Below are 24,711 nucleotides of genomic sequence, written 5' to 3'. Positions count from 1 at the left end.
CGTTAAACTTTTCCTCAAAATGCTCACCTTGGAGGATAAAACGCCTGATCATCGGCCATACTTCGTTAAGCTGCTTCTCAAAATGCTCACTTATAACTATAAGCTCACATTTTTCGTCACAGCTTGCCTTGTCTGACCTTCGCTCAGTTCGTTTTTAAAGGCTCCTTAGAATCAAAAAAGCAAAAGCCTTCACCAAGGAATAACCTCAAAGCAATCCAAAACAAAGTCATTGCTAACAGAAAGCCGAGCGCAGCAGCTCTCCTTCAATTTAAGTACAACTATCTTAATGCCACCAAAAAGCGTCGCGAGCGAAGATTAGGTGAGGCAAAAAGTAAACGAAAAAGCGGAGCTTATCGTGATAAGTGAGCATTTTGAGTTGCTTTTTAACAAAACATAATCAAGCACAGCAGCTTTTAAGAGAAGATATCAGAGGATAGTAGATAATCAATTAAAGCTCTAGTTCTTGCTGGTACCTGCTTGCGGGACGGATAAACCAAAGTAAACACAGCACTAAAAGCACTCATCCCCAATCCGATCGGTACAAGTAGCCCCGCCTTACATTCATCCTTCACCGTCAGAGGTAAATGTACCCCTATACCATAACCAGCCAGCGTCATGCTTTGGGCAACTAAGGGAGAGTTAGTTTGATGATAATGGCTTGGGGTGAAGTGATAATGCTGCTCTTCATGTTGTAAGTTTTGCTCGCCGTTTTGGCTCATTTGGGTCAAGGATATCCATTTATGTTGAGCAAGCTCTTCTATGCTTTTAGGCATGCCATGCTCTTTAAGATAAGCAGGGCTAGCGTATAAAGTAGAGCGTTCTTCATACATAACACGGCCAATCAAGGAATCGTCATTCGGCAAGCCGATGCGTATCGCCATGTCGATTTGTTCGGCGATAAGGTCCATCTTCTGATCCGAAATAATCAGATCAACTTGTACTTTAGGGTAGCGTCGCTGAAATTCACTCAACACAGGAATCAGATGCTTAATCGCAATATCATGGGTAGTACTAATCGCCACGCGGCCGCTTGGTTCAGCGGGGGACGCAACGGCTTCTATCTCATGAATAAGCCCGGGCAAGATTTTCGCCTTGGCATACACCTTTTCCCCTTCTGAGGTTAAAGCCAGTTGGCGTGTTGACCTATGTAATAAGCGCATACCAGCAGCGGCTTCAAACTGAGCAACCTGTTCGCTCACTCTAGATCGGCTGGAATGAAGCTTACGAGCGGCTGCAGCAAAGCTGCCTGCTTCTACGACTGCGACAAAGATCGCCATATGCTTAAGATGTGAAAAATCAATTGTACTCAAAATCCGAACACTCCATTAAGTTTTAACCATCTATTCGACACAATCATTATTCCCCATACTTTGTTGCATTACTAGGGCGAGCCCAAAGCATCAGCCTTAACACTTTAAATAAAATATTTAGGAGAAAATTATGATTGCTGTAACAGGTGCAAACGGACAACTAGGCCAATTGGTTATTGCTGAACTACTTAAGCGCGTTTCTGCGGATCAGGTTATTGCATTAGTACGTAGCCCAGAAAAAGCAGAGGCACTTAAAGCGCAAGGGATTCAGGTGCGTAAAGCAGATTATAACCAAGCTGATACGCTAGCAACTGCGTTACAAGGTGTGGACAAGCTATTATTGATTTCTGGCAGTGAAGTAGGCCAAAGAGCGCCGCAACACCAAGCGGTTATTGATGCAGCGAAAGAAGCGAAGGTGAGCTTTCTTGCTTACACCAGCTTGCTAAAAGCAGACACATCAAAAATGATTCTAGCGCAAGAGCACAAGGTCACAGAGCAAGCGATTAAAGACTCAGGTATCCCAGCTACTGTACTGCGTAATGGCTGGTACAACGAGAACTACACAGGCAACATTGCAGCGGTACTAGAACACAAAGCCGTTGTGGGTGCCGGTGGTGAAGGGAAAATAACCCCTGCTGCTCGCCTTGATTATGCCGAAGCGGCTGCCGTTGTACTCACCAACTCTCAAGCTCATATTGGCAAGGTGTATGAACTAGCAGGTGATCAAGCCTTTACCCAAGCAGACTACGCCGCTGAGATAGCTAAGCAGACAGGCCAAGCCATTGTTTATCAAGGTTTAAGCGAAGCGGAATATACCGCTATGTTAGTAGAAATTGGTTTACCTGAAGGCTTTGCAGCGGTATTGGCAGACTCTGATGCGCTAATGCTAGAAGGTGCTTTGTTCGACGATAGCCACACTCTAAGTCAGCTAATTGCCCGTCCAACCACCATGATTCAGCATTCGATTAAAGCAGCATTAGCAAGCAAGTAAAGAGGCAAGCAAGTCTATAAAAAAGGCTCTGTTCCATCAGATCAGAGCCTTTTAGGTCAATACACTTTAGATGGCAGGATTAAATAATTTTTACGCCTGCTTCTGGCACAAACATAAAACAGTAAAAATCATAGCTAACAAGCATCTCTCTGTTATCCGAACTTGAGACAGGCCCTTGGTTTACAGACCAATTTGCTGTCATAGGGTTTGTAATCGCGTTACCTGCAAAGTCAAAGTTAGTAACTTGATCTGAGCCATCTTTTTGCGACCATGAATCACAAGCCCCTGCAGAGTTATCACAACGAGCCCAATGATAATCTCCCGGCCAGTTTGCATCCCCAGCAGTGGAAACCATCAAAGCAACAAAATGCCCAGCAAGATAGCCAGCTCCTAAGCCTTTAGGATTGGTGCCTTGCTGACTCGACTTAAACGCCATCAGCTCTTCGAATGTTCTACCTGCCAATTGCAAACCATCTTTTATAGCATAGCTACTGACTTGCTCACCTAACGCATCAAACGGTTTTTTAAAGTCCTCTGCCACTAGCAAGTAACCACTCTGACGCCCCGGTTGAGGAAAGGTATTAGGCGTGATATTACAACCATAAGCATAACAATTATTATTCGGTTGAAACTTACTAGACATGAAGTTGCCCTGACAATCACCGGCAGGATCATATTGCCCAGCGGCCTCCCCATAAACAGTATCTGAATATTGAGGAACACCAATCGTTTTAGAGACAGGTACACTGATATCCACAGATATTACTTTAGGCGCGATATAATGCTCATCAGGCGTCGCACCTAACATAAGAGCATGGGTTTCCTGATGAAATTGATCATGGGACGCAATCACACCACTTAACTTAAACTGTCTTGAATTTGATGACATAAATATTTCCTTATTAACATCCTAGTTATTCACCTTAATCAATAAAAATTAAAGTGTTCTTTTTACTCAGCACGATAGAGAAAAGCGCTAGTCACATTGGCAGAATAATTATAAATCTGAAGACTTATTGAGTTTTCATTGGCACTTTTATAGGAACCATTGAGAAAGAATTTTGAAGACGCCCCAGCAGGGTTATTAGTATTACTTGCCCATAATGCTTGATTAGTACGACTATAAAAGACCAAGTTGCCATCATCTTGCATCACGAGAAGCCCAGGCATATCTGAACTTTGAAGCGCGACAGGAAGCTGCCATAGAAGTTGCTCACTACTTACCACCATTAACCTCGGCCCTAAAGCTTGATCATTGATTAGGCTTACACTGCCATCGAGGGAATGAATAGCCTGACCGGGCATGAGCCTTGAGTTTGTTCGACTATCAAGGTTGTTAATACTTGCCATTTCACCGACTAAGTTACTTTGGCAAAGTGTCTGTAGATTAGCTCTATCCCAACCATCTATCTCACTCAAGCTAGCAAGAATTGTTAACTTAGCGAGTGCTGTCATGGGAGTCATATCCGCTGGATTCAACGCGCCGACTTGAGGCAACCAAGCACCCGATGCATAAGCACTATTATTCACCGTGCCGCTAATCACCTGGGTACAATCAATAATATTAACCCCCTGTGTATTCGCACTATTTAAGGCCTGATAAATGGCACCATCTGAAGGAGAGTCAGGATTACCAGATGGGAAGTTACCTTCCCCGTAAGACTCAAGCACTAAACCTTTAGCTCCCGCATTCACCATGGTATTTATGATTTCTGCCATGAAAGCAGTGCCTGTTGTCTGAGAGTAGTGAGCAGGAAAAGCATTGAGTTGAGCCACAGGGAATTGATCAATATTAGTATTAATTTGAGCAAGATTCGTCTGCTGTTTTTCTAAGACATTTGCATTATCTAGGCTTACCGAATCATGTACAGGACCAGGTAACCAATGTTCGCTAAAGAGGCTTAATTCCACCCCAAATTCAGCCAACGCAGGGTAGTTTGGTGTTGCAAAAGCATCAAATTCACTGGCGTTTACTTTAATTGCACGATTGCCACGGTAAAGGTGATTTTGAAAATACACACACACTTCTGGCACACCTGTTCGTGCCGAAGCCATAGCACCACACATATTTTGAAAAGCGTCAGTATTAAAATTAAGCGTTAGTGGTGCTTGTGCATCATCTTGATAATATAGCGGCACTTGAGAACCGGTAATAATAACAGGCTTACTTAACACCGCTGTGCCTATCCCTTTTTCGTCAAACCCATTCAGTAAGAAGGGTAAAGCGCCCCCTGTAAAATCCATGCTGTCCGTGCCATGTAAGATAAGAAAACCATCAAATTCTTGATAATTATCTAATACGCCTTTAGCCATAATGCACCAGTCACTTGGCTGTAAATTAGTGCTATCTAACGTTTTACTAGAGGATTCTGGAAACTCGATATTACACAGATAACTTATCTCTAAATCAGGAAAAGCCTGCTTTAAGATAGGGTTCAATAAGGTTTCACTAGCGGCCGCAAAACTCTCTGCTGTCATAGGCGCTAAAGGGTTACCAATACAACTAATAGTGCCACCAGTATTTATCACTGCAATCTTCATACGCTTCACTCCTTGATAGGTTGAGATAACACAGCAGATTTGAGCCTGCTAAAACTTGGCGGTGTCGACTTATTCAAATGGAGCTCACTTAAGCTCACGACAGGTGCCATAGCAATGGCAAAAGCAGCGCCTAATTTTAATTGGTCGGAGAACCAAGGCGCTTCATATTCAGGAGTGGTTGACCAAGCTTGGCGGATTTCGTCACTTTCAAGGTTCACAATATTGGTAAATGCTGAGTTAGGATCAGATGGATCTTTTCTAAACTGAATAGCAATGGAAGCTAGCTCAACCAACTCAGCATGGGTAAAAGGTAAGCTGGCATTTCGTATCTGAATTGGGGGTTGTTCTTGCCTACGCATAATGCAATACACGGTTTGCCCACCACAGCTTGGATCCCGTTGAAATAGCTGCAATTTATACGGCTGATTTGTTGCTAACGCAATTTGATCCCCATCAAAACTTAGTCCAAAGTCACCACGATTATCGACTCTTGGGTCTCCTTGTAAAATCGATAACTCACTACTGATTACCTTAGAACCTAAAGTATCAATACAGGCTAAAAGCTGCTCTGCATTTTCTTTTGAAGTGTCATTATCTGCGGGGTTGGCGCCTTGGGCAGTGACTTGATAAGTGTCAGCATCCATCGCCGCAATAATGTCAAAAAAGGCCTGAATACAACTAGGACTATCTAGGTGCGCCAAGGAGATAAAACTTTCCTCCCCCTTTTGCGAAAGCACTAAAGTTATAATACAAGAGGTCGCACTATCAGAATAAATTGTTAAAGGTTGGCCAGAGACTAATGGCAAGGTTTGATAGTTTCCTTGGTCTACATAATGGAAGCCTAATTGTGGCGGTTCGATAGCAGAATTATCATTAAAATCATAACTTAGTTTAATATTTTCCATGTTTAACTCCCTGTAAAAACAACTAGCGGATTAGTTTTAGGGTTGCCGTTAATTTGATACTCAGATACCACTTCATCATTCACATCTGCACTAAATAACGCACTTGCTTGGGTATGAAACTCTATTCCGGGATAGGCTGTTTCTCGGCAGATGGAAAGTTCATTTTTGCCATAATACTGATCACATAACATGGCCTTTATTCCATCGTGATTTGGCTCTAATTGCAGTAGTAACTCAGCTCTTTGTAGGCGCAAGTAAGTACTGTGATTGGCAGGATAGTTCACGGAATCAGGCTGTAACCTAAAATTATTGGTAGATACAAAATGCCCTTCTGTACGGCGGATAATTCGTACAGACTCTTGGTTAAATGGATTTGGCATGTATTCAATAAATATCGCGACAGGCTGTGTTTTTTCAGCATCAGTCCAACCTGTAATTAAAGAAATATCAGGCGCAGGAAAAGGCTTTGATTTCCCCATTGTTCGATAAAAGTCTGCAAGACTATTTGCAGCTTCTTCAGCGTTAGTATAACTTCTAATACTCGTTTCATAAGCAGCAAATAAAGCTTCAACATCTTCACTACTCGCTGCATAGTTAGCCGCTGTGGTGGTATATGAATCAGCAGCAACAAATGCCACTCCAGCATCATTAACCCCAGCCCAAATACCATCACTCCCCTGCCTTGTCATAGCGGTGTAATGGGTCACGCCATTTATACCTTGTCGAACATCAGGCTCATTAAACTCTGTAATAGGTATTAGATCGCATTGCTTAAATGTATTGATTTTTTTACCTTCAAACACAACACCAATAGTGCACATAGTCGGTCCTTGTTTTATGTATCTAATTATTAAATTGACTGTTTCATGTTCTGATTACTAAGAAGGGAATCTAATTAATTGAGGTTATGACTCAAATTAACCGGACACATAAATATAGAAGGGACTTTGAAATACAGTATTACAGCAAATTACAGCGCATCGTAAATCTGATGAAATACGTTTTGAGGAGGCTAATTAGGTATTAAAAAAACGCCACGCTTTTGGGTAAAAAAGCGTGGCGTAAACCTAACGGAAATTCATTAGGATGCTTAACCTAAATTTAAATAAACTTGTTCTCTACTATCTCGCTTTCCCATTGTTTAATAATGTCCCTTGGGCGAGTTGATCCATAGAGAGCTTCATCTTTGCCTGTTCGATAGGCCCATAATTGATTACCAAAATCATAATGCCACCATTCACTAGGCAGGTTAGTAAACCCCACCTCTAACATGGCGTGATAAAGGATACGTCGATTTTCTTTTGCCCTGCTTTTATCACTTTTTTCAGTTTCAAGGGCATCAGTCCAAGAGCGTTCATTGGCCTCATCAAAGTGAGTGCCCATCTCTAAAAAGCGCCCCATTTCATCACATAGAGTCACATCTACTGAGCCTCCCGTAAGATGTGGACTAGGCGATTTAACATCTGCACTGGGCGGTGAAACCAGCCGCTTTGCTTTTTCATGCAAATGGCTTTCAGGGTGATCTGGGAAACTCTTCTTCAAAATATTAATCAGGGTGTCATACAAGTACTGTTGTACTGAATAAGGACGCCAGCCATCTAGCACCACTATTTTGATGTTCGATGGAATAAGTTTGGTTGCCTGATGCAACTTTTCAAATACGCCTTCTCGCACAAAGCATTCTGGCATGGCGGTGGCTATGCCCATTTTTGCGTAAAAAGGATAAGTCACGAGTCGATCCGATGTGCTTAAGGGAATTAGATCTTCTCCCATATCACGTATCGGAATCTCTTTATAAAACTCCCAAGAAAACTCTGAAGTACTCGGGATTGGCGTCTCTATTAAATGCTTCATATCAGTTAAAAACACCTGGTAAGAACAAGGTTAAGCTAGGCAAAGATATCACCAGAATTTGGGCGCAAATTGCCACCAACACAAAGGGCCAAATACTCTTAAACATATCCAGAATATCCAGTTTGCTGACCGCTGCTGCCACAAAAACACAGGCTCCCATAGGTGGCGTAATCAAGGCGATAGTAATATTCACGGTTATCACGACACCAAAATGGATAGGGTCGATACCCGAGGCAATTGCCACAGGAAAGAAGACAGGTGTCAGCAGCATGAGTGCTGAAACCTCTTCCATCAACATGCCAATAAAGAAAGTCATCAAGCTAATAATGAGCAACACTGTGGTGGGATTTTCTTTAAAGGGCGCTAATAAAAGTGCTAACTCTGAAGGTAACTGAGCATAGGCTAATAACCAACTCACCACAGAAGATGCCGCAATAATAACAAAGATACTGCCGGTTAAAATCGCAGTATCTGCAATCGCCTCACCCAGTTTCTTCAAGGATAAACTGCGATTTAGCAAACCTAACAAAAGCGCATAGGCCACAATCAGTGCACCAGATTCCGTCGGTGTCACAAACCCAAATACAATACTGGCAACTATGATAAAAGGCGCGAGCAAAGCCGGGGCAGAATACCAAAGCGCAATTAAGACGCCTTTCAGACTGGATCTATCTGTTTGGCTTTTAAGACCCACCTTTCTCACATAGAGATAGTTCATCACAATAAAGGCGCCGCCTAACAAAAGGCCTGGAATCACACCCGCTAAAAACAAATCCCCTACGGATGTATTGGTTAGTGACGCATAGAGAATCATGAAAATACTAGGCGGAATGATAGGCCCAATTAAGGAACTAGCAGCGGTTAACCCTGCCGCATAACTGGTGGCATAACCTTCTTTTTTCATGGCAGGTACTAACAAAGAACCTAAGGCAGAAGTATCAGCCACTGCTGAGCCATTTACGCCAGCAAAGAAGACACTGGAAACCACATTCACATAACCTAGACCGCCACGTAAATGCCCAACCAAAGAATTAGCCAAGCGGATGAGCTGAGAAGTTAAGCCTGAAGAGTTCATCAGGTTACCCGCCAATATAAAGAGCGGGATCGCCATGAGCGCAAAAGAGTCTATGCCGCCAAAGAACTGCTGTGGCACCATGCGATACGCAAGGGAGAAATCAATAAAATAAAAGCCAACTAACGAGGCTAGAATCAGGCAAATATAAAGTGGGATACCCAACAATATATTAATTAAAAAGGTAATAATAATGGCGCTTAACATGCCTCATCCTCTTTTTTCTTAGTTGGAAAAGGTCCTTGTAATAACACCATTAAAAATAAAGCGCCGAAACCAATCGGCATACTCAGAAGAGGCAAGGTTTTACTGATGCCTAACCCCATACTGGTGAAACGCCCCATGGATAAAGAGTACTTAGTGCTAATAAAGGTAAAGAATAAAGCGACCGATAACAGCACAAACCACTGATAATATTTAATCAAACGGCGGGTAAAATCATTGACCATGTCTTCCAGAAAGGACACCTTCATATGTCTTGCGTCCACGTAGGCACAGGACATAATCAGCATGACGCTGGCAATAATGGCGTACCTTGAAAGTTCATCCGACCAAATAGGTGCAGAGTTCAAAATATAACGCGTAAACACGCTGTAGAGTATCAGCAGCACATTTAAAGCAAGTATCGTCTTGGATAAAGACATTAACAGGCGATAAATACCTGATCGGATAATATCTAAGGTCATAACAGCCTCAAAGGCGCCGAAGCGCCTAACCAAATAAATTACTGATTAAAACCAACATCTTTTAGAGCAAGATCAACCCATTTCTGGTCTATGCCCTCGTCTTTCAACCACTGGAAGTAAGAGGGTTGGCCAACTTGGCGAAACGCTTCTAGCTCAGCGGCGGTTGGTCTGTAAACCTGCATGCCCTTTTCTTCTAGGTAAGCAATACGTTCATTTACCTTACTTTCAACTGACTTACGGTTCATGTCGTTAGCTTCTTTTACCGCCTCTAATAAAGCCGCTTTCTCAGAAGCAGACAAACTATTTAGCAGCTCATCATTCCCGACTAAGAACTGATCAGAATACTGAATGTTAGCCAGCGTTAGATATTTTTGTACTTCGTATAAACTACCCAAAATGATGTACATAGGTGGGTTCATTTGCCCATCAGCAACTCCCATTTTTAGCCCCATATAAACATCAGTCCATGGAATCGGCGTACCGGATGCACCAAATGAGTTATAGAGTGCAACTTGGCTTTTATCCATAGCGCGGAACCTTAAGCCATCAAAGTCTTTAGGGGATTTAATTGGTTTTTTGTTATTAGTAAAAGCCAGTAATCCACCCTCTTCTACTACTGCTAAAAGGTGTCCACCTGTACGAGCATAAAAGTCTTTTTCAACCGCTTTCCAATACTCACCCTTATCAAAAAATTCGCGTGCTTTATCAAAGTCACTGAACATAAATGGAATCGCACTGACAAAAATCTCCGGGAACAAAGGTGAGATGCCACCAAAAGAAGCAATATTTAAGCTAGGGATATTTAACACCTGCTCCATACGCTGCTCTTCATTTCCTAACATACTGTTAGGGTATAGTTTTAGTTCTAACTCACCTTGTGTTTTTTCTGACACTAAGGTTTTCAAGTTTTGAGCAAAAAGGTGTACCGCATTTTTATTCGCATCTGGCGCACCGTTGTAACTCAAATTGATTGTTTGAGCATTCACAGCAAGGGATAAGGTCGAAAGTGCGGCACCTAAAGCTAGGGATTTGAACACGCTAGTTGCACCAAACACTTTTTTTATAATCGTCATTTTAGATTCCTCTAAGCATTTTTATCAGTTTGATATTTCTGTGTATTTTTGATCATTTTGTAGCCCACCTTTTACAAACTAAACTTGAGCTGTTGACACCACAAGCCCCAAACTGTTGCATTTTAAGCAACACACAAAAACTAAAATTAGAAGCGACAGCGCACAAAGTATTTTTAGTATTAGGCATTAGGTATTAGTTATCAGACAAAAAACGCATCGTTTCTGACAAGTGATCAAGCAAGGCTTGAGCAGCAAGTGTCAGCTCTCGACCCTCTAAACTCAGCACGCAAACCTTGGCTTTCGCAAAAACAAGGTTATCCATAGGCACAACCTCTATCTTGCCTTGCTCTATCTCTTCCCAAATCGTTAGCCTTGGCATAAAGGAAATACCAAGACCAGACATGACATAATTTTTCAGGGCAGAAACAGAGTTAGTCCGTAAACTAGGTGTTAATTTAAAGTGGTTCAACTCTTCTGCCAGTGTGACTAGACGGCCCATTCCCGTGGATTTATCTATCAAAGCAATGGGGTATTTTACCACTGACTTAAAGGTAGCTGGGCCTGCTAGCTGAGTCAGTTCATGGCCTGGTGGCACGATTAACTCTAAAGGATGTTGAGTTTCTAAATGGCAATGTAATTTGGGGTGATTCGCAGAAGCATAGGTTAACGCGAAATCAATATGCTCTTCTTCGAGTAAGCTAACCGCATCTTGTGCACCAGCCATTTCCACCGTGAGCTGGATGTCCTTATGCTTTTTTAAGAAGGATTGCAGTGGAGAAGAGATTAGATCCCCTATGATTCCCTCGCCCACAGCAATTCTCACTTCGCCTGAACGCAAATTAAGCATGTCATCTAAGCGGGACAAGGTGGCTTGTTCACTGGCACACATCTTTCGATAATATTGCAGCAACTCTTCGCCAGCTGGGGTAATAGGGTTACGGCTATTGGTTCTATCCCAAAGAGGGAGCAATAAGCTCTCTTCCAATTGAGAGAGTAAACGACTCACGGCAGACGGGTTAACATTCAGCCTAGCGGCTGCTTTTCTAAGGGTTTTATATCGTGCAATGGCATTAAGATACTCAAGTGCACGAGGCGGAAGTTTATGCATAAATCACCTTAAAAACGAAAAACTGAACCGAATTAGGGAGAGGAGTTTAGATCGAACTATAGCCTAAAGAGAACTAAATTCGATTGAATTTAATATTCTATGGAAAGCTTAACAGCACATTTGCTGAGCAAATATGAGCCTAACCTTAGTTATTAGTGCGTTTCTAAACGGCTCTCCTGTCGAAAGTTTTTAGGCGTTTTCTCAAAGGCTAATTTAAACTTTTTGGCAAAGTAAGCAGGGCAACTAAAGCCTGTATCGTAAGCGACCTTGGTTATGGCCTTGTTACTTTCCACCAGCATTTGTGCGGCAATTCTTAAACGGTAATTGAGCAGATAATTATTAGGGGTCGTTTTTAACGCATTACGAAATAAGCGATAACACTCACTTTCACTAATGTTTGCAGCAAGGCTAATGTCAGCCACACTAATATGAGTCGCATGGTTGTCATGGATATAGTTAAGCAGGGTATGTAAGCGCTTTTCATTGGTACTGGGCACTTGAGCATTAGACAAAATATCAGGTTTATTCTCGCCAAAAAGGTGCCAGAATTTCATCAAAGCCATGGTCATCACAAACTCATAATCATCACTCTCATTTTGCCAAACCACAAAAGCCGCTTTTAGCTCGTCTATGACAGTCTGATGCCAAGTGACCTCTGAAGAGAATTTATAACTTAATAATTGTTTGTTGTTTAACACAGGCAAAACATGCTTTTTATAGATACGACTAAAGCTCTGGCCTCCTATCATTTGAGGGTTAAAAACGGCATTAAGAATACGACAATCACCAGGGCCATTATTGGTCAACTTATGTAGCGCCCCTGCATTTACAAAGATCATATCGCCAGCGTTAAGGAGCTCACACTTACCTATGCATTCCACCTTGGTACTGCCTTCAACCACTAGCACTATTTCCACTTCATCGTGCCAATGCCAAGGGACTTCTCCACCAAAGAATTTAGAAAACCATTCATCATAAGATGCGCAAGGAAAGTCACTCGCTCCATGGGAGGTAAGCTCTCTACCGCTCTCATCTGTTTCAATTTTATAAATCTGCATACTTATGCCATCACGTTTAATAAATCCAAATTTGGAAGGATTGTTATATTTTAGAATAGCATTTACATATTTTTTTAATAGTACTGGCAGTATCGTTATCGCAATTCATTTACTTAATGCTCTTGCTATAAGGCAAGGCGATTAACGGAAACAAACGCCATGCTCATTTTACTTGTGATTATTTATTTAGCCTTTATTAGCTTGGGAATCCCTGATGCGGTACTTGGCTCATCTTGGCCTATCATGAGCCAAAACCTCAATGCGAGTCTTGAATTTGCGGGTGTAGTTTCTCTGGTTATCAGTTTAGGCACTGTCATCTCAAGTCTAATGACGGCCAAACTTATCAATCAATTTGGTATCGGTAAGGTGGTTGCTTTTAGCGTGTTATTAACGGCGAGTGCCCTATTGGGCTTTAGCATGGCGAACTTTGCTTTAGCGTTAATGCTACTAGCCGTACCTCTAGGCATAGGTGCTGGCGCAGTGGATTCGGCATTAAACAATTATGTGGCACAAAACTATGAATCTAAGCATATGAATTACCTACACTCTTTCTGGGGAGTAGGGGCTACGGCGGGTCCGCTCATTATGGCGAACTACCTCATGCTCAATGAAGGCTGGCGACAAGGTTATATGACCATTGCCCTAATTCAATTTGCCTTGGTTATCATACTCTTTGCAAGCTTGCCTCTTTGGAAAAAGGCTATCACGGCAAAGCAAGAAGAAACCGATTCTGACTCTTATATTTCCAGTAAAGCTTCAAATAGCATTACCAATAACACATCTAATAGAAAGGCTTTTGGCATTCTTGGGGTCAAGATTCAGCTTGTCATGTTCTTTTGTTACTGTGCACTTGAAGCAGGTACAGGCCTTTGGGCAGCCAGTTATTTAAGTATCGAGAAAGGCCTTAGCCCAGAAGATGCTGCCTTTTGGACCGCTGTCTTCTACCTAGGCATTACATGTGGCCGTTTTTTGTGTGGCTTTGTCTCAGGAAAAGTTGCAGGAAAAGTTTCGGCAGCAGGCTCAGAAAAGTCAGCACATAAACTCAATGAAGAAGGCCTTATTCGTCTAGGTGTCATCACCATTATCTTAGGTGTGCTGTTACTTATTTCGCCACTTCCTAGTGCACTTTCCCCTCTTGGGTTAATGCTAATAGGGCTTGGATGTGCGCCTATTTACCCAAATACCATACACCTGACACCAAAACGCTTTAGCGCCTCAGCTTCACAAGCTGTCATAGGTTTGTCTATGGCATGTGCGTACATAGGCACAACCTTGGTCCCACCTTTCATTGGGGCTTTAGTGTCTTATTTCTCTTTCGCCTTATACCCCGCTCTCTTATTCATTTTGGCACTTGGCTTGCTTGTAACAACAGAGAGGCTCAGGGGATTTAGCCCAGAGAAAAAACATAATGGAGTATTAGGGGAAGCCTAATGAAACAGCCAGACAATGGGATTAAAAAACGTGCCTTAATTGCCACGAATGAGCGTAGACAAAAAATTCTTTTCTTAGTGGAAATAGAAGGAGAGGTATCCTCGCACCAATTAAGCCAGCGTTTTAAGATTTCTGAAAACGCTATAGTGCGAGATCTCGCCACGCTCGAAGAGGCAAATTTATTGCGTCAAACGAGCGATGGAGCAAGATGCAGAGAATAAGTTAATTAAGCGACTGATAAACAGCTTCTTCTATCAAAAGAAAAACAGAGACTAAAAGCGCCTAAACTTATTTTTTGAAAAGCGTGATCACATCATGCTCTAGTAAAGATTCCATCACCACAAAGGTCACATACTTACAGTCTGGATGAGTATCCAATAAATCATCTATGGTGCTGGCAATGTATTCCACTGAACTTGCTACAATTTTCACAATAATATCGTCTTGTCCTGCAAGGCGAATACATTCAGTAATTTCAGGGATTTGCTTTAAAGAATCCACCACGGATTTAAACTTGGTTTGGTTTACTGACACAGTTAAATAAGCAGAAATTGGGTAACCCAAGGCTTTTAAATTAACATTGGCGCTGTAGCCAGTAATGATATTGGCCTCTTCTAAACGTTTTACCCTTTCTGCAACCGCAGGTCTTGAAAGCGATACCTTTTCACTCAGTTCAGAAAAGGACATTCTGCCGTCCTTTTGCAGCTCACTTAAAATCTTCCAATCAAGGGCATCCGGCTCTTTTTTTAAATGGTAAGTCATACTCGGGTTTCACCTTCACTTTGTCGGTAAATCACAGATTAAAACAGCAATGCGTCATATAAGGCATCAAGCGGCCAAATTATACTTTAATCAAGCTTTGAAGATGTCAAAAAATGATAACAAGGTCTTTTCGAAAGCTAAAACAAAACCCAATAAAAGGCTTACTTTTCAAAAAATAAGCCTTTTAGTAAGCCAGCACAATTGATTGATTAGAAAGGTGAAAAACAATGACAACAGCGCCAAAGACGACTCTTGATGTCGCATTCGCAAGACAGCAGTTTCCTTTTTTCCAGCTAGAGAACCCAAGTATCCAAGGCTTCTTTGATAATGCCGCCGGAACCTTTACCGCTAACGCTGTGATAGAAAGACTGAACCACTTTTACCTACATAATAAAGTACAGCCATACTCAAATAACCCAATTGGTAAGGCGGCAGGTGAGCAAATGGATGCGGGTCGAAAAGCCATTGCCGACCTTTTAGGCCTAGATGAAGAAACCATCACGATAGGTGCCTCCTCTACTCAAAACTTTAATACTCTGAGCCAAGCTTGTGCTGGATTTATCCACGAGGGGGATGAGATTATCGTCACCCAACAAGATCACGAATCTAATATTGGCGGTTGGGAAAGATTAGCCAAAGCGAAAAATATCAGCCTTAAACTTTGGCCTATCAACCCAGAAACAGGCGAACTTGAGCTTGATGAATTTAAGCACCTGCTAAGTGATAAAACCAAACTGGTTAGCGTGACTCACTCTTCCAATATTATTGGTACTGAAAACCCTATCAATGAGATCGCCGATCTCGCGCATCAAGTGGGTGCTAAAATGGTTGTGGATGGCGTGTCTTTCGCCCCTCATACTTGGCCAGATATCCCCTCTTACAAGGTGGACGCTTACTGCTTTAGCACCTATAAAACCTTCGGAACACATCATGGCATCATGTATATTGCCCCCGACTTTATGTCACTCCTGACTCCCCAATGTCACTTTTTTAACGAGCAGACCAAAAGCTGGCGTTTACTCGATTCAGCAGGCCCTGATCATGGCTCGATTGCCGCCCTTGCTGGGTTAGAAAGCTTCTTTTTAAGCATGCACCAACATCACTTTGATCAGGCCGAAGCGCAAGATAATAGCAGTTATGAAAAAGCACAAGAGATAGCCAAACTCATGCAAGACCATGAAGACAAACTTGGTACTATTTTCTTAGAAGGGATCAAAGGTTTACCCGTAAAATTGCTAGGTAAAAATACCATGCAAGGACGAGAAGCAAACTTTGCGCTTGAGGCTCTAGAGCATTGTCCTACCGGTATCACAGCCTATTTGGGAGAAGCTGGCATTGCGGTTTCTAACAGTCACTTTTATGCTTATCGCTTGCTTGAAGCCATGGGGATTAAAGATATGAGCAAAGGCATCATTCGTATCAGTATGGCTCACTACAATACAGTTAAAGAAGTCGAGAAATTGATTAGTTTGTTACAGGACTACTTTGCTAAGCACTAGTAAGTTTGTGTTTGTTTCATAGCTTTAAACGAGGCTAATAGGCGTTGAAGTAATCCTCATATGCTTTAAAAAAATGCTAGTAGCCAGCCGTCTAGTTAGGTGGCTGACTACTAACAGAAGGAAGATTAGCTCAAATCAGAAATTTCTTTATTAATGATTTCTTGCATCTTTTCCTCGTTCTCTATCAGTTCATTATTTTCTGCCATCAGAGATTTTACTAGTCCAATCGACATAGCAATAATGACAAAAGTAAAAGGTAATGCTCCTGCAATAGAAGCTGCTTGAAGTGCTTTCAATGCTTCTTTACCCCCCAATAATAGAATCACCAATGTCACCGCGCCTAGCATGCATCCCCAAATGATACGCTGCTGTATTGGTGGCCTTTTACCAAAGGCTAATAAGCGGCCCAATACCAAGGTGCCAGAGTCGGCAGAGGTCACAAAGAAGACAACCACAACCACCAGAGCGGCGATTTTAGCGATAGTGGCAACCACACCAGGGCTGATCACATCAAAGGCGGTATAGAGGGTTCCGGCGTAATCCCAATTGTTCACAGCGGTAGTGTAAATACTCATATCAGCGCTATAAAGCGACTCATAAATACCTGCAGAACCAATGACACCAAACCAAACAGTGGACACTAGGGTAGGAATAATCATCACCCCAAGAACAAACTCACGTATCGTTCTGCCACGAGAAATACGCGCGATAAACATGCCAACAAAAGCCGCCCAAGCAATCCACCAGCCCCAATAAAAGATGGTCCAACCGCCTTGCCATGTTCGCTCATCGTCACTGCGAGCTGTCCATAGGGACATTTGCACAGCACTCGATATGTATTCACCAAGCCCTGTTAAGGTACTTGCGATGAGGTAGTTAGCGTTACTCGCCATTAAGAAAAACGCGAGAATAATCAGACAGATCCAGCTATTAAGCTCGGACAGCATTTTAATCCCTTTCGCCACACCAGTGGTCGCCGAAAAGGTTGCTATCACAGTAATTAGAACGATAGACACTATGGTAACTGTTTGAGATTTTTCAGTCAGAACACCTAATGACACCAACCCTGCACCGATTTGCTCAACCCCAAGACCAAGGGTGGTCGCAATACCAAAAATGGTACCAAATACCGCTAAAATATCGACAGCATGTCCTATTGGCCCGTAAATTTTATCGCCAATTAAAGGGTAAAGCGCTGAACGCATGGATAAGGGTAAACCCTTTCGAAAAGAAAAATAGGCAAGCGATAAACCAACAACGCCGTACATTGCCCAAGCCACTGCTCCCCAGTGGAAAACCGTAAGCTTTAAACCACCAGCAGCAGCTTCTGCCACAAGATCATTGGGAATCGGAAAGCCTTCATCGCCAGGCAGTAGGCCTGCATTTAATGCCGCTTGTTTAGCCTCAAAGAAAGCGGCGACAGCCCCTTTAACTTCAGCACTAACAAAAGGATTGCCGCCACTCCAACCACTGGCAAAGTGGATAAGGGGTTCTGACATTGAGAAGAAAAGCATGCCTGCTCCGGTACCACACCCAAACAGCATGGAGAACCAAGCAAAATTTGAAAATTCAGGACGTTCATCATCTCGCCCTAAACGAATTCTTCCTGCTTTAGAAAATAAGACGAACATACAAACCAAAAAGGCCAACATCATTATTGCAATGTAATACCAACCTAAGGTTTGCTCAATCCACGTTTTGATCCCAAAAAAATGTTCACTTGCGGTTTTGCCAAGCAATATCGTGTAAATAATAAAAACTGAAATCATCACGATTGCCGTGATGCCGAGTGTCGAATTTATCCCTTTCAGCATCCCTCTTTTTTCAATGAGCTTATCAAGCTCCTTGTCACTATACATATATTCACCTTTTTCATTGCTTTTTTGTAATCTGTGTCACAGCCGCTACGTTATCTAATGAAAAGTGATGAAAAATATTTACCACTAATTAAGTATTAAGAAGCTAATTTCTTGCGCTGCTTTTCTGATTATATTTGCACCGATTTGGCGCAAATTTCTAACCGTCGATTATGAGTGGGTTGATATAGTAATTTTCGATTATCAATTTACATGCAGAGATACCTCTAAGATTGAATAGATAAACTTCATTGGTCAGGCGAAAGGCCCAACTTCTTGAAACCTAAGCCGAAAAAAATCCGCTATCATTAGAAAATATCTGATCACTCAACAGAAATATAACGAATTGTTTCTATAGTTATGATCGCAATCAATGATTGTTAAGGAACCTGCGAATAAGTCCTCCCGCCTCAGCGTGTGGATAAAAGCGCCTAGATTTATGGCGAGGGGCGTAACTTAATAGTTATTCTATTGATAAGGCCCTCAACTTAAAGATAGTGCTTTTAGACCACGCCCTTCGGGTCTTTCAGAAAAAGCGTCACCCTGTGTTGTCCCTTTTCGAAAGGTGCCTACAGCTCTTATCAGAAAAAAGCGGCAAAGTGACGCCTTGCTTGACGCTTTTTCTGAAAAGACTGAGAAGAGGTGACTTAATCGCAGGTTCCTTAATTAAATTTACTGTAATACCAAGCCAAAACTAACACGCTCAAAATTCAAAATAGAACCCTGCTTTTCAATCTATTTTTCTGGTCTTTTTTTAATCACTTTCTCGTCCGACGGTTTCATCAAATTGAGTGTTTTTGAGTAACTTGTATTCGCCTTTCAATAAGTTTTCTGTCATTCGGTTAGTTAAAATTCAATAGATTATTTAAATTGAAACCTTCAATAGAATCTAAATATAAGATAGATTGCTTTCTCTTATATGAGGCGAGTTATGAATTACGTTCAACTAGAAACCTTCTTGAGTGTGGCGAATACTCGAAACTTTAATCGCAGCTCAGAAGAACTGTGTATTACCCAATCAGCAGTCAGTACAAGAATTAGAACACTAGAGAAATCATTAGGAGTAGAGCTATTCACGCGAGGACGATTTGGTGCCGAGCTTACAAGCTCAGGTGTTAAGTTTCAACAATATGCCACCAACATTTGTGAAGTATGGAAACAAGCACAGCAAGAACTCGCCCTACCCAGAGGCTATGAAGGGATTTTACGTCTCTCCACTCAATTTAGTATTTGGGATAAGTTTGTGAATGACTGGGTGATTGATATGCGAGAGCAATATCCTAACATCGCCCTGCACCTTGAGTCGGACTATTCCATGTCTATGATGGAGCAAATTGTTAATAATTTGCTCGATATCGCTGTCATGTATCAGCCTCGTATTTTATTAGACATAGAGATCATCAAGCTATTCGATGACAAGTTTGTCTTAGTGTCGACCCAAGCCTGCGACCTCGAAACGCTAGATAAAGAGAAATATGTATACATAGGCTGGTGTCCTAACTTTCATAGCGCTCACGCCTCTCAAGTTCCTTTTCTCAAAGCCAAAGGCGTCACCATGGGCCTTGGCACTATGGCGATAAACTACTTAAAGGAGAAAGGAGGCTCTATGTATATTCAGGCGTGGCGAGCAAAAGAACTCTTAGCAAGTGGAGAGTTCCATCTAGTCAAAGATGCACCCAGCATCTTACAACCGGTTTATGCCGTCTACCGTAAAAAAACCGAAGATAATGCACTCTATGATGCCGCCATTAAAAGCTTACACTCAGTGGCAAAGAAAATAGGCACTGGTCATAGTGATATATGATTAATCATGACGATAAAGGCTGTCATTGAGATTAGATAGATTGACCCATGTTGCTCATGCCTATTGCCACATTAATTGATAAACTGATTTCATATAGTCGTACCTAGACGAGTGAGCATTATGTGGATTCAAAAAGAAATAACCATTAAAGCCAAGTCACGTGGCTTTCACCTGATTACGGATGAGCTACTGGCTCAATTACCTGAACTTAGAAAACTCAATATAGGCTTGATGAACCTCTTCATCAAACACACCTCAGCATCTCTTACCATCAACGAAAATGCTGATCCAAGTGTGCGTCGAGATATGGAATCTCACTTCAATGTGATAGCTCCTGAAAACGCCCCTTATTATGAGCATATTTATGAAGGCCCAGACGACATGCCGGCTCATATCAAAGCCAGCTTATTAGGGGCAAGCCAAAGCCTGCCTATCTCTAATGGCAAGCTCAATATCGGCATCTGGCAAGGAATTTTTTTGTGTGAGCATAGGGACCATGGAGGCCCAAGAAAAATCGTAGTGACGCTGCAAGGGGAGTAATACTTTTAAGTCATGCCTTTGAATAGCTCAAAGGCATCTACATAATAGAAACTAACTAAAATGAGGCAAATACGGCCTTATGAAGTCATTAACTTGCGGCACAGTTTTATCATTTGTTCTGCTTCCGCTTTACCTAATCCAGTATTACAAAAAGCCTGCTCTGTGATGGATTCACTTTGTAAGGATAACTCTCGTCCTGCACTCGTTAGTACGATACTTTTTTGGCGGTCATTTCCTTCTATCGCATCTCTGCGTATCAAGTCTTTTTGCTCTAAGCGCTTTAACAAAGGCGTCATGGTGGCCTTACTTAACCCTGTTCTTTTTGCCAACAAACTAATTGAAATCTGATCTTCCTGCCAAAGCGACATAAGCACTAAAAATTGCGTATAGGTGAGTTCTAACGGCTCCAATAACGGCCTATAGATACTCGTTAGGTAATTAGAGGCGGAATAAACGGCAAAACAGAGCTGGTTATCTAATTGAGCAACGGACAAAAAATCACCTTTTACGAATAGTTTATATAAAAACATTTTGCCGTTTAATTATTAACAACACAATATTTAGTTGACGAATAGTTAGTGTACGAATAGTATTTACACAAATAGTTTGATCATAAATAAAAACATGAGGTGATCTTTATGCGTAAGTTAGCTTATATCGGTGCGGTATTAGTCGCGGTACAAGCCTTGCCAGCAATAGCTGATAAGACAGCACTTTCAACAGTAAACTCTTTCGAGAAGCTCTTTGGTGTAACCGAAGGCGAACGCCGAAACCATAGTAAAGGTTTCTGTTTTACAGGGACGCTACAACCTATGGATAAAAGGATGACTCTCTACTCAACCAGCCCTTTGTTTAAATATGAATCACAGGTCATTGGTCGACTATCCCATAAAGGGGGCAACTTTCATGCAGCTGATAACAAGCCAGCAGAATATGGCATGGGGTTATCAATCAAACCTGCCACAGGCAAACTCCATATGATGTCGATGAATACCCTAGACTTCTTTCCTGTCTCAACTCCAGAAGCCTTTGCAGCGTTAATGAAAGCAAAAGCAGAGGGTAAAGCAGCTGTTAAAGCCTTTAAAGAATCAAGCAAAGAGCTGCAAAATTTTAAAGCTCACAATGCCACTAAAACCAAAACTCTCACCCCTTACGAAGGCACTCAATTTAATAGCATTAACAGCTTTTATCTTGAGAATGATCTTGGAAAAAAGACAGCCATTAGATGGTCATTTAAACCTGTGAATGAACAAGGTGTCGTGTTAGAGCCTACACATAATTTTTTCTATCAAAACATGCAAAAGAACCTTGCTAATGGGGAAATTAGCTGGGATATGGTTATTACCTTAGCCAATAAAGAGGATGCAATAGATAACGCCGCAATTCCATGGGAAGGAGAGCATACTCAAATCATTGGGGCTAGACTAAAAGTGACGGCTATTAGCCGCCAAGAAACCGGAGCCTGTAGAAACCTTAACTTTGATCCATTGGTTTTATCCGACGGATTTCTCCCTTCTGACGACCCTTTACTGCAAGCAAGACGTAATGCCTATGCGATTTCTTTTGGTCGTCGTTTAAGCGAGCAATAACCCATCCACTAAACAGAACCTTCTAGCAAAAAATAAGGAATACAAAATGAGCGATCAATGGTTAACAAGTTTATTCACAGATGACCCACAAACAGGCTATGAGTTAGCCATCAAGCTATCTAGAATGGGCGTAAAGTACACTCAACCAAGTGATGATGTGCGTAAAAAACTACGCCCTATTTATGAGCAAGATGCCGACAGCCTTATTGCCTCTTCACAGGTAATAGCGACTAATTTTCAAACCGTTGCCCAAGCGAACAACTTCTGGCAAAAGCAATAATGCTATGACTAAAAAAGAGGTTTAAACTCAACTTAAACCTCTTTTTAAGTCTCGTCATAAAAAGTGGATTATTTCAATCCGCTAAGTAAAGCATCAAATACAGCGTCCATGACTTTTTGCACTTTAGCTTTGGCAGCCACCTGCAAAGTCAGTAATTCTGCTTCTTGAATTTTCTTCTCTCGTTCAAGCTCTATTTGGAACTCTTCTGGGCTCAACTCACCCTCAGCTCTCGCTTGAATCAGTTCATCTAATGAGACACTATTTTTTGCAAAACTTGCTTCTATTGCGCTTGATAACTCACTTGTTAAGTCTTCTTTAGCAAGTGTGTGTTTAACACTTTCTAGCGCATTTTCTATTGGGTTACTCATACTTTAAACCTCCATGATAAGTCTTTTATTGTTTCGCCATTTCTGCTTCGATCATGCTAGAAAGTAAACGCTGATATTGGGCTTGTCTGCGCTTAATCATAAAGTCGCTGAGCGTATTTTTTTGCTTATGAGCCTGCATATCCTGTTGCCACAAGCTTGCAAGAATCGCGGCTTGTTTAACGCTTTCTTCATTCTGTTCGCGTAATTGCTGACGTCTTTCATAGGCTCTAATATCCACATCAATTTTCAAATAGTCTTGTTGAAAATTAGAGTAGGTTCGCTGATTTTCTGGCAAAGCCTTCATTTTCAAATACATGAAATCTATTTCTTTATTTATGATCTCTAATTGAGTCAAACTTTGTGGATCATAATTAGCAACCAACTTAATGCTACATCCAGCGAGAAATACCACTGAAAGTAACAGCAGAAAGAAGGCCGAATAGGGCTTGGTCAATGAGCTCTTCATTTTCGATTTATTCCTTAAATTAATGTCCAAAGAGCATATCAAAAAAGTAAAAAATAAATAGGCAGTTAAAAGGTTAAACACCTGTTTTTAAATGAATAAAACATTAAAAAGCCACTACCTCTATTCCTAGAAGTAGCGGCTTAAACCTAGTTTCGCTAAAGGTTATGTTTGCTCAATAAAATGCCAGATCAGCTTGCCAATTTCTTTATCTAGTACATCATTATGGCCGTCGGTTGCATAACTCTCATCATCTTTACCATCCTCATCAGGCCCAATAATACTAGATGCATCAATCATGATGACTCGCTTGTCCTGTAAATCAAACTTTATGGTTGAGGTACCGCCTGCTTTTGGCCAAACTTCTACTTGAAAATGCTGATTATCCTTAGCGCAGTCTAATCCAGATACTAGCCACTTAGTACTCCCAACATGACATGACCAAAAGGCAATCGGGTTTGCGTTATCATGCTTAGATGTTGTCAGCACGATTTGCGTATTTAAAGACTTAAAGCCTTGATAAGGTGATCCTTCTCTTCCCCATTCATCTTTTCCATCTTTACCAAATCGACGGGCACTAAATGCCCCTTGTAGACCAAAAAATAAATCAGGAGACCAAGTCTCAGTCTTATCAGCTGAGGTCAAAAATGCTTTAGAGAAAAGCGCCCGACTTAATAGCCTTGCTCCCATACTATGGCCTAATAAAACCACCTTAGGTCGTTTGCTTTTTGGTAATGTATTTAGCGTGTTAGGGACAAGTTCATTCAGCATTAAATTAGCCCATGTATAACCTATTTCATCAGCGTCATTAGATTTAGTTGGGTAGCTACTTAAATGGCCTAGTAGCCTTTCAGCATCAGAGCTAATGCTGGACCAAACCGATGGCCAAGTAATTCCAACAATGAAAGGTTTGTAATTTGAACCATGCTTACTTGCTGATTTAATCGAGGCCTTTAATCGATTAAAGCGATAGACAGACTCAACTTGATCATTATTCCAACCCATTGAATAAATCATCAGATGGGTATAATTACCTTCACCCAATACCTTTGCTAAACGATCAAAAGCACCTCGCATTTTATTCAATGAATCGTCCATGCTATAGGTGTTTTGTTCAGGTCTGATTTTATAAAGGTTGTAGTGAAAATCTAAGTCACCTTCACTGTCTTGAAATACAATTTGAGTGGGGAGGATAATTTTTGCTTGGCCTGTAATGGCCCGCTTTGCAGTCAGCTTTTGGTTCACGCTGATATCTGTTGGTATGGAGATAAAGGGGTAATCAATTAAGTCACCAGGGAGGATATTTGCTTTTGCTGAATTTATCTTCTCAAAGCCAATAATCAGACTGTCATTTAACTCAAAGTTTTCCGATCGACCTAGCTCTTGATAAGCCCTATCCGTTTGCGCCGCACTACAGGCATATAAAAACAAAGTCATTAATAAAATAAGAAACTGCTTCATGGTTCCATCCTCATTCTTATCATCGAATAAGTTTTGTACAGGCTGGTTCACTTGTCAAAG

Annotated in this window: 25 protein-coding genes; 8 read left to right on the top strand and 17 right to left on the bottom strand. The window is 41.6% G+C overall.

Features of this window, described 5'->3' with window-relative positions; all coding sequences use genetic code 11:
- Window positions 1-413: 413 nt before the first annotated feature.
- On the bottom strand, window positions 414-1,310 hold the full coding sequence (locus OA91_RS04460; RefSeq protein ID WP_063336517.1) for a LysR family transcriptional regulator: 897 nt from the start codon (window positions 1,308-1,310) through the stop codon (window positions 414-416).
- Window positions 1,311-1,440: 130 nt separating this feature from the next.
- Here OA91_RS04460 and OA91_RS04455 point away from each other — a divergent pair, with 130 nt between their 5' ends.
- Complete coding sequence (locus tag OA91_RS04455) at window positions 1,441-2,301, top strand: SDR family oxidoreductase (RefSeq protein ID WP_063336516.1); 861 nt, start codon at window positions 1,441-1,443, stop codon at window positions 2,299-2,301.
- Window positions 2,302-2,380: 79 nt separating this feature from the next.
- On the opposite strand, the gene OA91_RS04450 is transcribed toward OA91_RS04455, so the two are convergent.
- From OA91_RS04450 to OA91_RS04405, 10 genes are all read right to left on the bottom strand, one after another.
- A complete protein-coding gene (locus OA91_RS04450; protein WP_063336515.1) occupies window positions 2,381-3,190 on the bottom strand; it encodes a hypothetical protein in 810 nt (269 codons plus the stop codon).
- Window positions 3,191-3,252: 62 nt separating this feature from the next.
- Entirely contained in the window at window positions 3,253-4,842 is a 1,590-nt protein-coding gene (locus OA91_RS04445) for an asparaginase domain-containing protein (protein WP_063336514.1), read from the bottom strand.
- A 5-nt stretch (window positions 4,843-4,847) separates the two neighbouring features.
- Window positions 4,848-5,747: a hypothetical protein gene (locus OA91_RS04440; protein WP_063336513.1), complete on the bottom strand. Its 900-nt coding sequence runs from the start codon at window positions 5,745-5,747 to the stop codon at window positions 4,848-4,850.
- 2 nt (window positions 5,748-5,749) lie between these two features.
- Window positions 5,750-6,568, bottom strand: coding sequence for a hypothetical protein (locus OA91_RS04435; RefSeq protein ID WP_063336512.1), 819 nt, complete (start codon window positions 6,566-6,568; stop codon window positions 5,750-5,752).
- Between the two features lie 280 nt (window positions 6,569-6,848).
- Window positions 6,849-7,601: a M15 family metallopeptidase gene (locus tag OA91_RS04430; RefSeq protein WP_063336511.1), complete on the bottom strand. Its 753-nt coding sequence runs from the start codon at window positions 7,599-7,601 to the stop codon at window positions 6,849-6,851.
- Window position 7,602: 1 nt separating this feature from the next.
- The gene (locus tag OA91_RS04425; RefSeq protein WP_063336510.1) at window positions 7,603-8,880 is read right to left on the bottom strand and encodes a TRAP transporter large permease; all 1,278 of its coding nucleotides are present in this window, start codon (window positions 8,878-8,880) and stop codon (window positions 7,603-7,605) included.
- Window positions 8,874-9,359 carry a TRAP transporter small permease gene (locus OA91_RS04420; RefSeq protein ID WP_063336509.1) on the bottom strand — a complete coding sequence of 162 codons (486 nt, stop codon included), beginning with the start codon at window positions 9,357-9,359 and terminating at the stop codon, window positions 8,874-8,876. The genes OA91_RS04425 and OA91_RS04420 overlap by 7 nt, the downstream gene beginning before the upstream one ends.
- A gap of 38 nt (window positions 9,360-9,397) precedes the next feature.
- Window positions 9,398-10,432 carry a TRAP transporter substrate-binding protein gene (locus tag OA91_RS04415; RefSeq protein WP_063336508.1) on the bottom strand — a complete coding sequence of 345 codons (1,035 nt, stop codon included), beginning with the start codon at window positions 10,430-10,432 and terminating at the stop codon, window positions 9,398-9,400.
- 193 nt (window positions 10,433-10,625) lie between these two features.
- Window positions 10,626-11,540 (bottom strand): LysR family transcriptional regulator, encoded by a 915-nt coding sequence (locus OA91_RS04410; protein WP_063336507.1) that lies wholly within the window; start codon window positions 11,538-11,540, stop codon window positions 10,626-10,628.
- A 152-nt stretch (window positions 11,541-11,692) separates the two neighbouring features.
- The gene (locus tag OA91_RS04405; RefSeq protein ID WP_063336506.1) at window positions 11,693-12,598 is read right to left on the bottom strand and encodes an AraC family transcriptional regulator; all 906 of its coding nucleotides are present in this window, start codon (window positions 12,596-12,598) and stop codon (window positions 11,693-11,695) included.
- A gap of 159 nt (window positions 12,599-12,757) precedes the next feature.
- Here OA91_RS04405 and OA91_RS04400 point away from each other — a divergent pair, with 159 nt between their 5' ends.
- Together OA91_RS04400 and OA91_RS04395 are read left to right on the top strand one after the other, a co-directional pair.
- The gene (locus OA91_RS04400; protein WP_063336505.1) at window positions 12,758-14,029 is read left to right on the top strand and encodes an MFS transporter; all 1,272 of its coding nucleotides are present in this window, start codon (window positions 12,758-12,760) and stop codon (window positions 14,027-14,029) included.
- Window positions 14,029-14,250, top strand: a complete 222-nt coding sequence (locus OA91_RS04395) for a DeoR family transcriptional regulator (protein WP_046018712.1) — start codon at window positions 14,029-14,031, stop codon at window positions 14,248-14,250. Before OA91_RS04400 ends, OA91_RS04395 begins: the two co-directional genes overlap by 1 nt.
- A 67-nt stretch (window positions 14,251-14,317) precedes the next feature.
- Here OA91_RS04395 and OA91_RS04390 read toward each other — a convergent pair whose 3' ends face one another.
- Complete coding sequence (locus tag OA91_RS04390) at window positions 14,318-14,791, bottom strand: Lrp/AsnC family transcriptional regulator (RefSeq protein WP_046018711.1); 474 nt, start codon at window positions 14,789-14,791, stop codon at window positions 14,318-14,320.
- Window positions 14,792-15,018: 227 nt separating this feature from the next.
- Here OA91_RS04390 and OA91_RS04385 point away from each other — a divergent pair, with 227 nt between their 5' ends.
- A complete protein-coding gene (locus OA91_RS04385) occupies window positions 15,019-16,290 on the top strand; it encodes an aminotransferase class V-fold PLP-dependent enzyme (RefSeq protein ID WP_063336504.1) in 1,272 nt (423 codons plus the stop codon).
- A gap of 125 nt (window positions 16,291-16,415) precedes the next feature.
- Here OA91_RS04385 and OA91_RS04380 read toward each other — a convergent pair whose 3' ends face one another.
- On the bottom strand, window positions 16,416-18,149 hold the full coding sequence (locus OA91_RS04380) for a BCCT family transporter (RefSeq protein WP_063336503.1): 1,734 nt from the start codon (window positions 18,147-18,149) through the stop codon (window positions 16,416-16,418).
- 928 nt (window positions 18,150-19,077) lie between these two features.
- Here OA91_RS04380 and OA91_RS04375 point away from each other — a divergent pair.
- Together OA91_RS04375 and OA91_RS04370 are read left to right on the top strand one after the other, a co-directional pair.
- Window positions 19,078-19,950: a LysR family transcriptional regulator gene (locus OA91_RS04375; protein WP_063336502.1), complete on the top strand. Its 873-nt coding sequence runs from the start codon at window positions 19,078-19,080 to the stop codon at window positions 19,948-19,950.
- Window positions 19,951-20,070: 120 nt separating this feature from the next.
- A complete protein-coding gene (locus OA91_RS04370; protein ID WP_063336501.1) occupies window positions 20,071-20,490 on the top strand; it encodes a secondary thiamine-phosphate synthase enzyme YjbQ in 420 nt (139 codons plus the stop codon).
- Window positions 20,491-20,567: 77 nt separating this feature from the next.
- Here OA91_RS04370 and OA91_RS04365 read toward each other — a convergent pair whose 3' ends face one another.
- Complete coding sequence (locus OA91_RS04365) at window positions 20,568-20,984, bottom strand: MarR family winged helix-turn-helix transcriptional regulator (protein ID WP_082827778.1); 417 nt, start codon at window positions 20,982-20,984, stop codon at window positions 20,568-20,570.
- A 144-nt stretch (window positions 20,985-21,128) separates the two neighbouring features.
- On the opposite strand from OA91_RS04365, the gene OA91_RS04360 reads away from it, so the two are divergent.
- Complete coding sequence (locus tag OA91_RS04360; protein WP_063336499.1) at window positions 21,129-22,079, top strand: catalase; 951 nt, start codon at window positions 21,129-21,131, stop codon at window positions 22,077-22,079.
- A 46-nt stretch (window positions 22,080-22,125) separates the two neighbouring features.
- Complete coding sequence (locus tag OA91_RS04355; RefSeq protein ID WP_063336498.1) at window positions 22,126-22,359, top strand: hexameric tyrosine-coordinated heme protein; 234 nt, start codon at window positions 22,126-22,128, stop codon at window positions 22,357-22,359.
- A 68-nt stretch (window positions 22,360-22,427) separates the two neighbouring features.
- Here OA91_RS04355 and OA91_RS04350 read toward each other — a convergent pair whose 3' ends face one another.
- The 3 genes from OA91_RS04350 to OA91_RS04340 all read right to left on the bottom strand — a co-directional run bounded on the left by OA91_RS04350 (window position 22,428) and on the right by OA91_RS04340 (window position 24,651).
- Window positions 22,428-22,727, bottom strand: coding sequence for a hypothetical protein (locus OA91_RS04350; protein ID WP_063336497.1), 300 nt, complete (start codon window positions 22,725-22,727; stop codon window positions 22,428-22,430).
- Between the two features lie 25 nt (window positions 22,728-22,752).
- Complete coding sequence (locus tag OA91_RS04345; RefSeq protein WP_063336496.1) at window positions 22,753-23,193, bottom strand: hypothetical protein; 441 nt, start codon at window positions 23,191-23,193, stop codon at window positions 22,753-22,755.
- A gap of 162 nt (window positions 23,194-23,355) precedes the next feature.
- Entirely contained in the window at window positions 23,356-24,651 is a 1,296-nt protein-coding gene (locus OA91_RS04340; protein WP_063336495.1) for an alpha/beta hydrolase, read from the bottom strand.
- Window positions 24,652-24,711: the final 60 nt, after the last annotated feature.

Source organism: Marinomonas sp. SBI8L (assembly GCF_001624705.1).
Classification (GTDB): Bacteria; Pseudomonadota; Gammaproteobacteria; order Pseudomonadales; family Marinomonadaceae; genus Marinomonas.
This window is presented reverse-complemented; position numbering and strand designations above follow the sequence as displayed.

Excerpts from the sequence above, each read along its gene's own strand:
- OA91_RS04455 (WP_063336516.1), top strand. The coding sequence starts at position 1,441 with ATGATTGCTGTAACAGGTGCAAACGGACAACTAGGCCAATTGGTTATT.
- OA91_RS04450 (WP_063336515.1), bottom strand. The coding sequence starts at position 3,190 with ATGTCATCAAATTCAAGACAGTTTAAGTTAAGTGGTGTGATTGCGTCC.
- OA91_RS04445 (WP_063336514.1), bottom strand. The coding sequence starts at position 4,842 with ATGAAGATTGCAGTGATAAATACTGGTGGCACTATTAGTTGTATTGGT.
- OA91_RS04440 (WP_063336513.1), bottom strand. The coding sequence starts at position 5,747 with ATGGAAAATATTAAACTAAGTTATGATTTTAATGATAATTCTGCTATC.
- OA91_RS04435 (WP_063336512.1), bottom strand. The coding sequence starts at position 6,568 with ATGTGCACTATTGGTGTTGTGTTTGAAGGTAAAAAAATCAATACATTT.
- OA91_RS04430 (WP_063336511.1), bottom strand. The coding sequence starts at position 7,601 with ATGAAGCATTTAATAGAGACGCCAATCCCGAGTACTTCAGAGTTTTCT.
- OA91_RS04425 (WP_063336510.1), bottom strand. The coding sequence starts at position 8,880 with ATGTTAAGCGCCATTATTATTACCTTTTTAATTAATATATTGTTGGGT.
- OA91_RS04420 (WP_063336509.1), bottom strand. The coding sequence starts at position 9,359 with ATGACCTTAGATATTATCCGATCAGGTATTTATCGCCTGTTAATGTCT.
- OA91_RS04415 (WP_063336508.1), bottom strand. The coding sequence starts at position 10,432 with ATGACGATTATAAAAAAAGTGTTTGGTGCAACTAGCGTGTTCAAATCC.
- OA91_RS04410 (WP_063336507.1), bottom strand. The coding sequence starts at position 11,540 with ATGCATAAACTTCCGCCTCGTGCACTTGAGTATCTTAATGCCATTGCA.
- OA91_RS04405 (WP_063336506.1), bottom strand. The coding sequence starts at position 12,598 with ATGCAGATTTATAAAATTGAAACAGATGAGAGCGGTAGAGAGCTTACC.
- OA91_RS04400 (WP_063336505.1), top strand. The coding sequence starts at position 12,758 with ATGCTCATTTTACTTGTGATTATTTATTTAGCCTTTATTAGCTTGGGA.
- OA91_RS04395 (WP_046018712.1), top strand. The coding sequence starts at position 14,029 with ATGAAACAGCCAGACAATGGGATTAAAAAACGTGCCTTAATTGCCACG.
- OA91_RS04390 (WP_046018711.1), bottom strand. The coding sequence starts at position 14,791 with ATGACTTACCATTTAAAAAAAGAGCCGGATGCCCTTGATTGGAAGATT.
- OA91_RS04385 (WP_063336504.1), top strand. The coding sequence starts at position 15,019 with ATGACAACAGCGCCAAAGACGACTCTTGATGTCGCATTCGCAAGACAG.
- OA91_RS04380 (WP_063336503.1), bottom strand. The coding sequence starts at position 18,149 with ATGTATAGTGACAAGGAGCTTGATAAGCTCATTGAAAAAAGAGGGATG.
- OA91_RS04375 (WP_063336502.1), top strand. The coding sequence starts at position 19,078 with ATGAATTACGTTCAACTAGAAACCTTCTTGAGTGTGGCGAATACTCGA.
- OA91_RS04370 (WP_063336501.1), top strand. The coding sequence starts at position 20,071 with ATGTGGATTCAAAAAGAAATAACCATTAAAGCCAAGTCACGTGGCTTT.
- OA91_RS04360 (WP_063336499.1), top strand. The coding sequence starts at position 21,129 with ATGCGTAAGTTAGCTTATATCGGTGCGGTATTAGTCGCGGTACAAGCC.
- OA91_RS04355 (WP_063336498.1), top strand. The coding sequence starts at position 22,126 with ATGAGCGATCAATGGTTAACAAGTTTATTCACAGATGACCCACAAACA.
- OA91_RS04350 (WP_063336497.1), bottom strand. The coding sequence starts at position 22,727 with ATGAGTAACCCAATAGAAAATGCGCTAGAAAGTGTTAAACACACACTT.
- OA91_RS04345 (WP_063336496.1), bottom strand. The coding sequence starts at position 23,193 with ATGAAGAGCTCATTGACCAAGCCCTATTCGGCCTTCTTTCTGCTGTTA.
- OA91_RS04340 (WP_063336495.1), bottom strand. The coding sequence starts at position 24,651 with ATGAAGCAGTTTCTTATTTTATTAATGACTTTGTTTTTATATGCCTGT.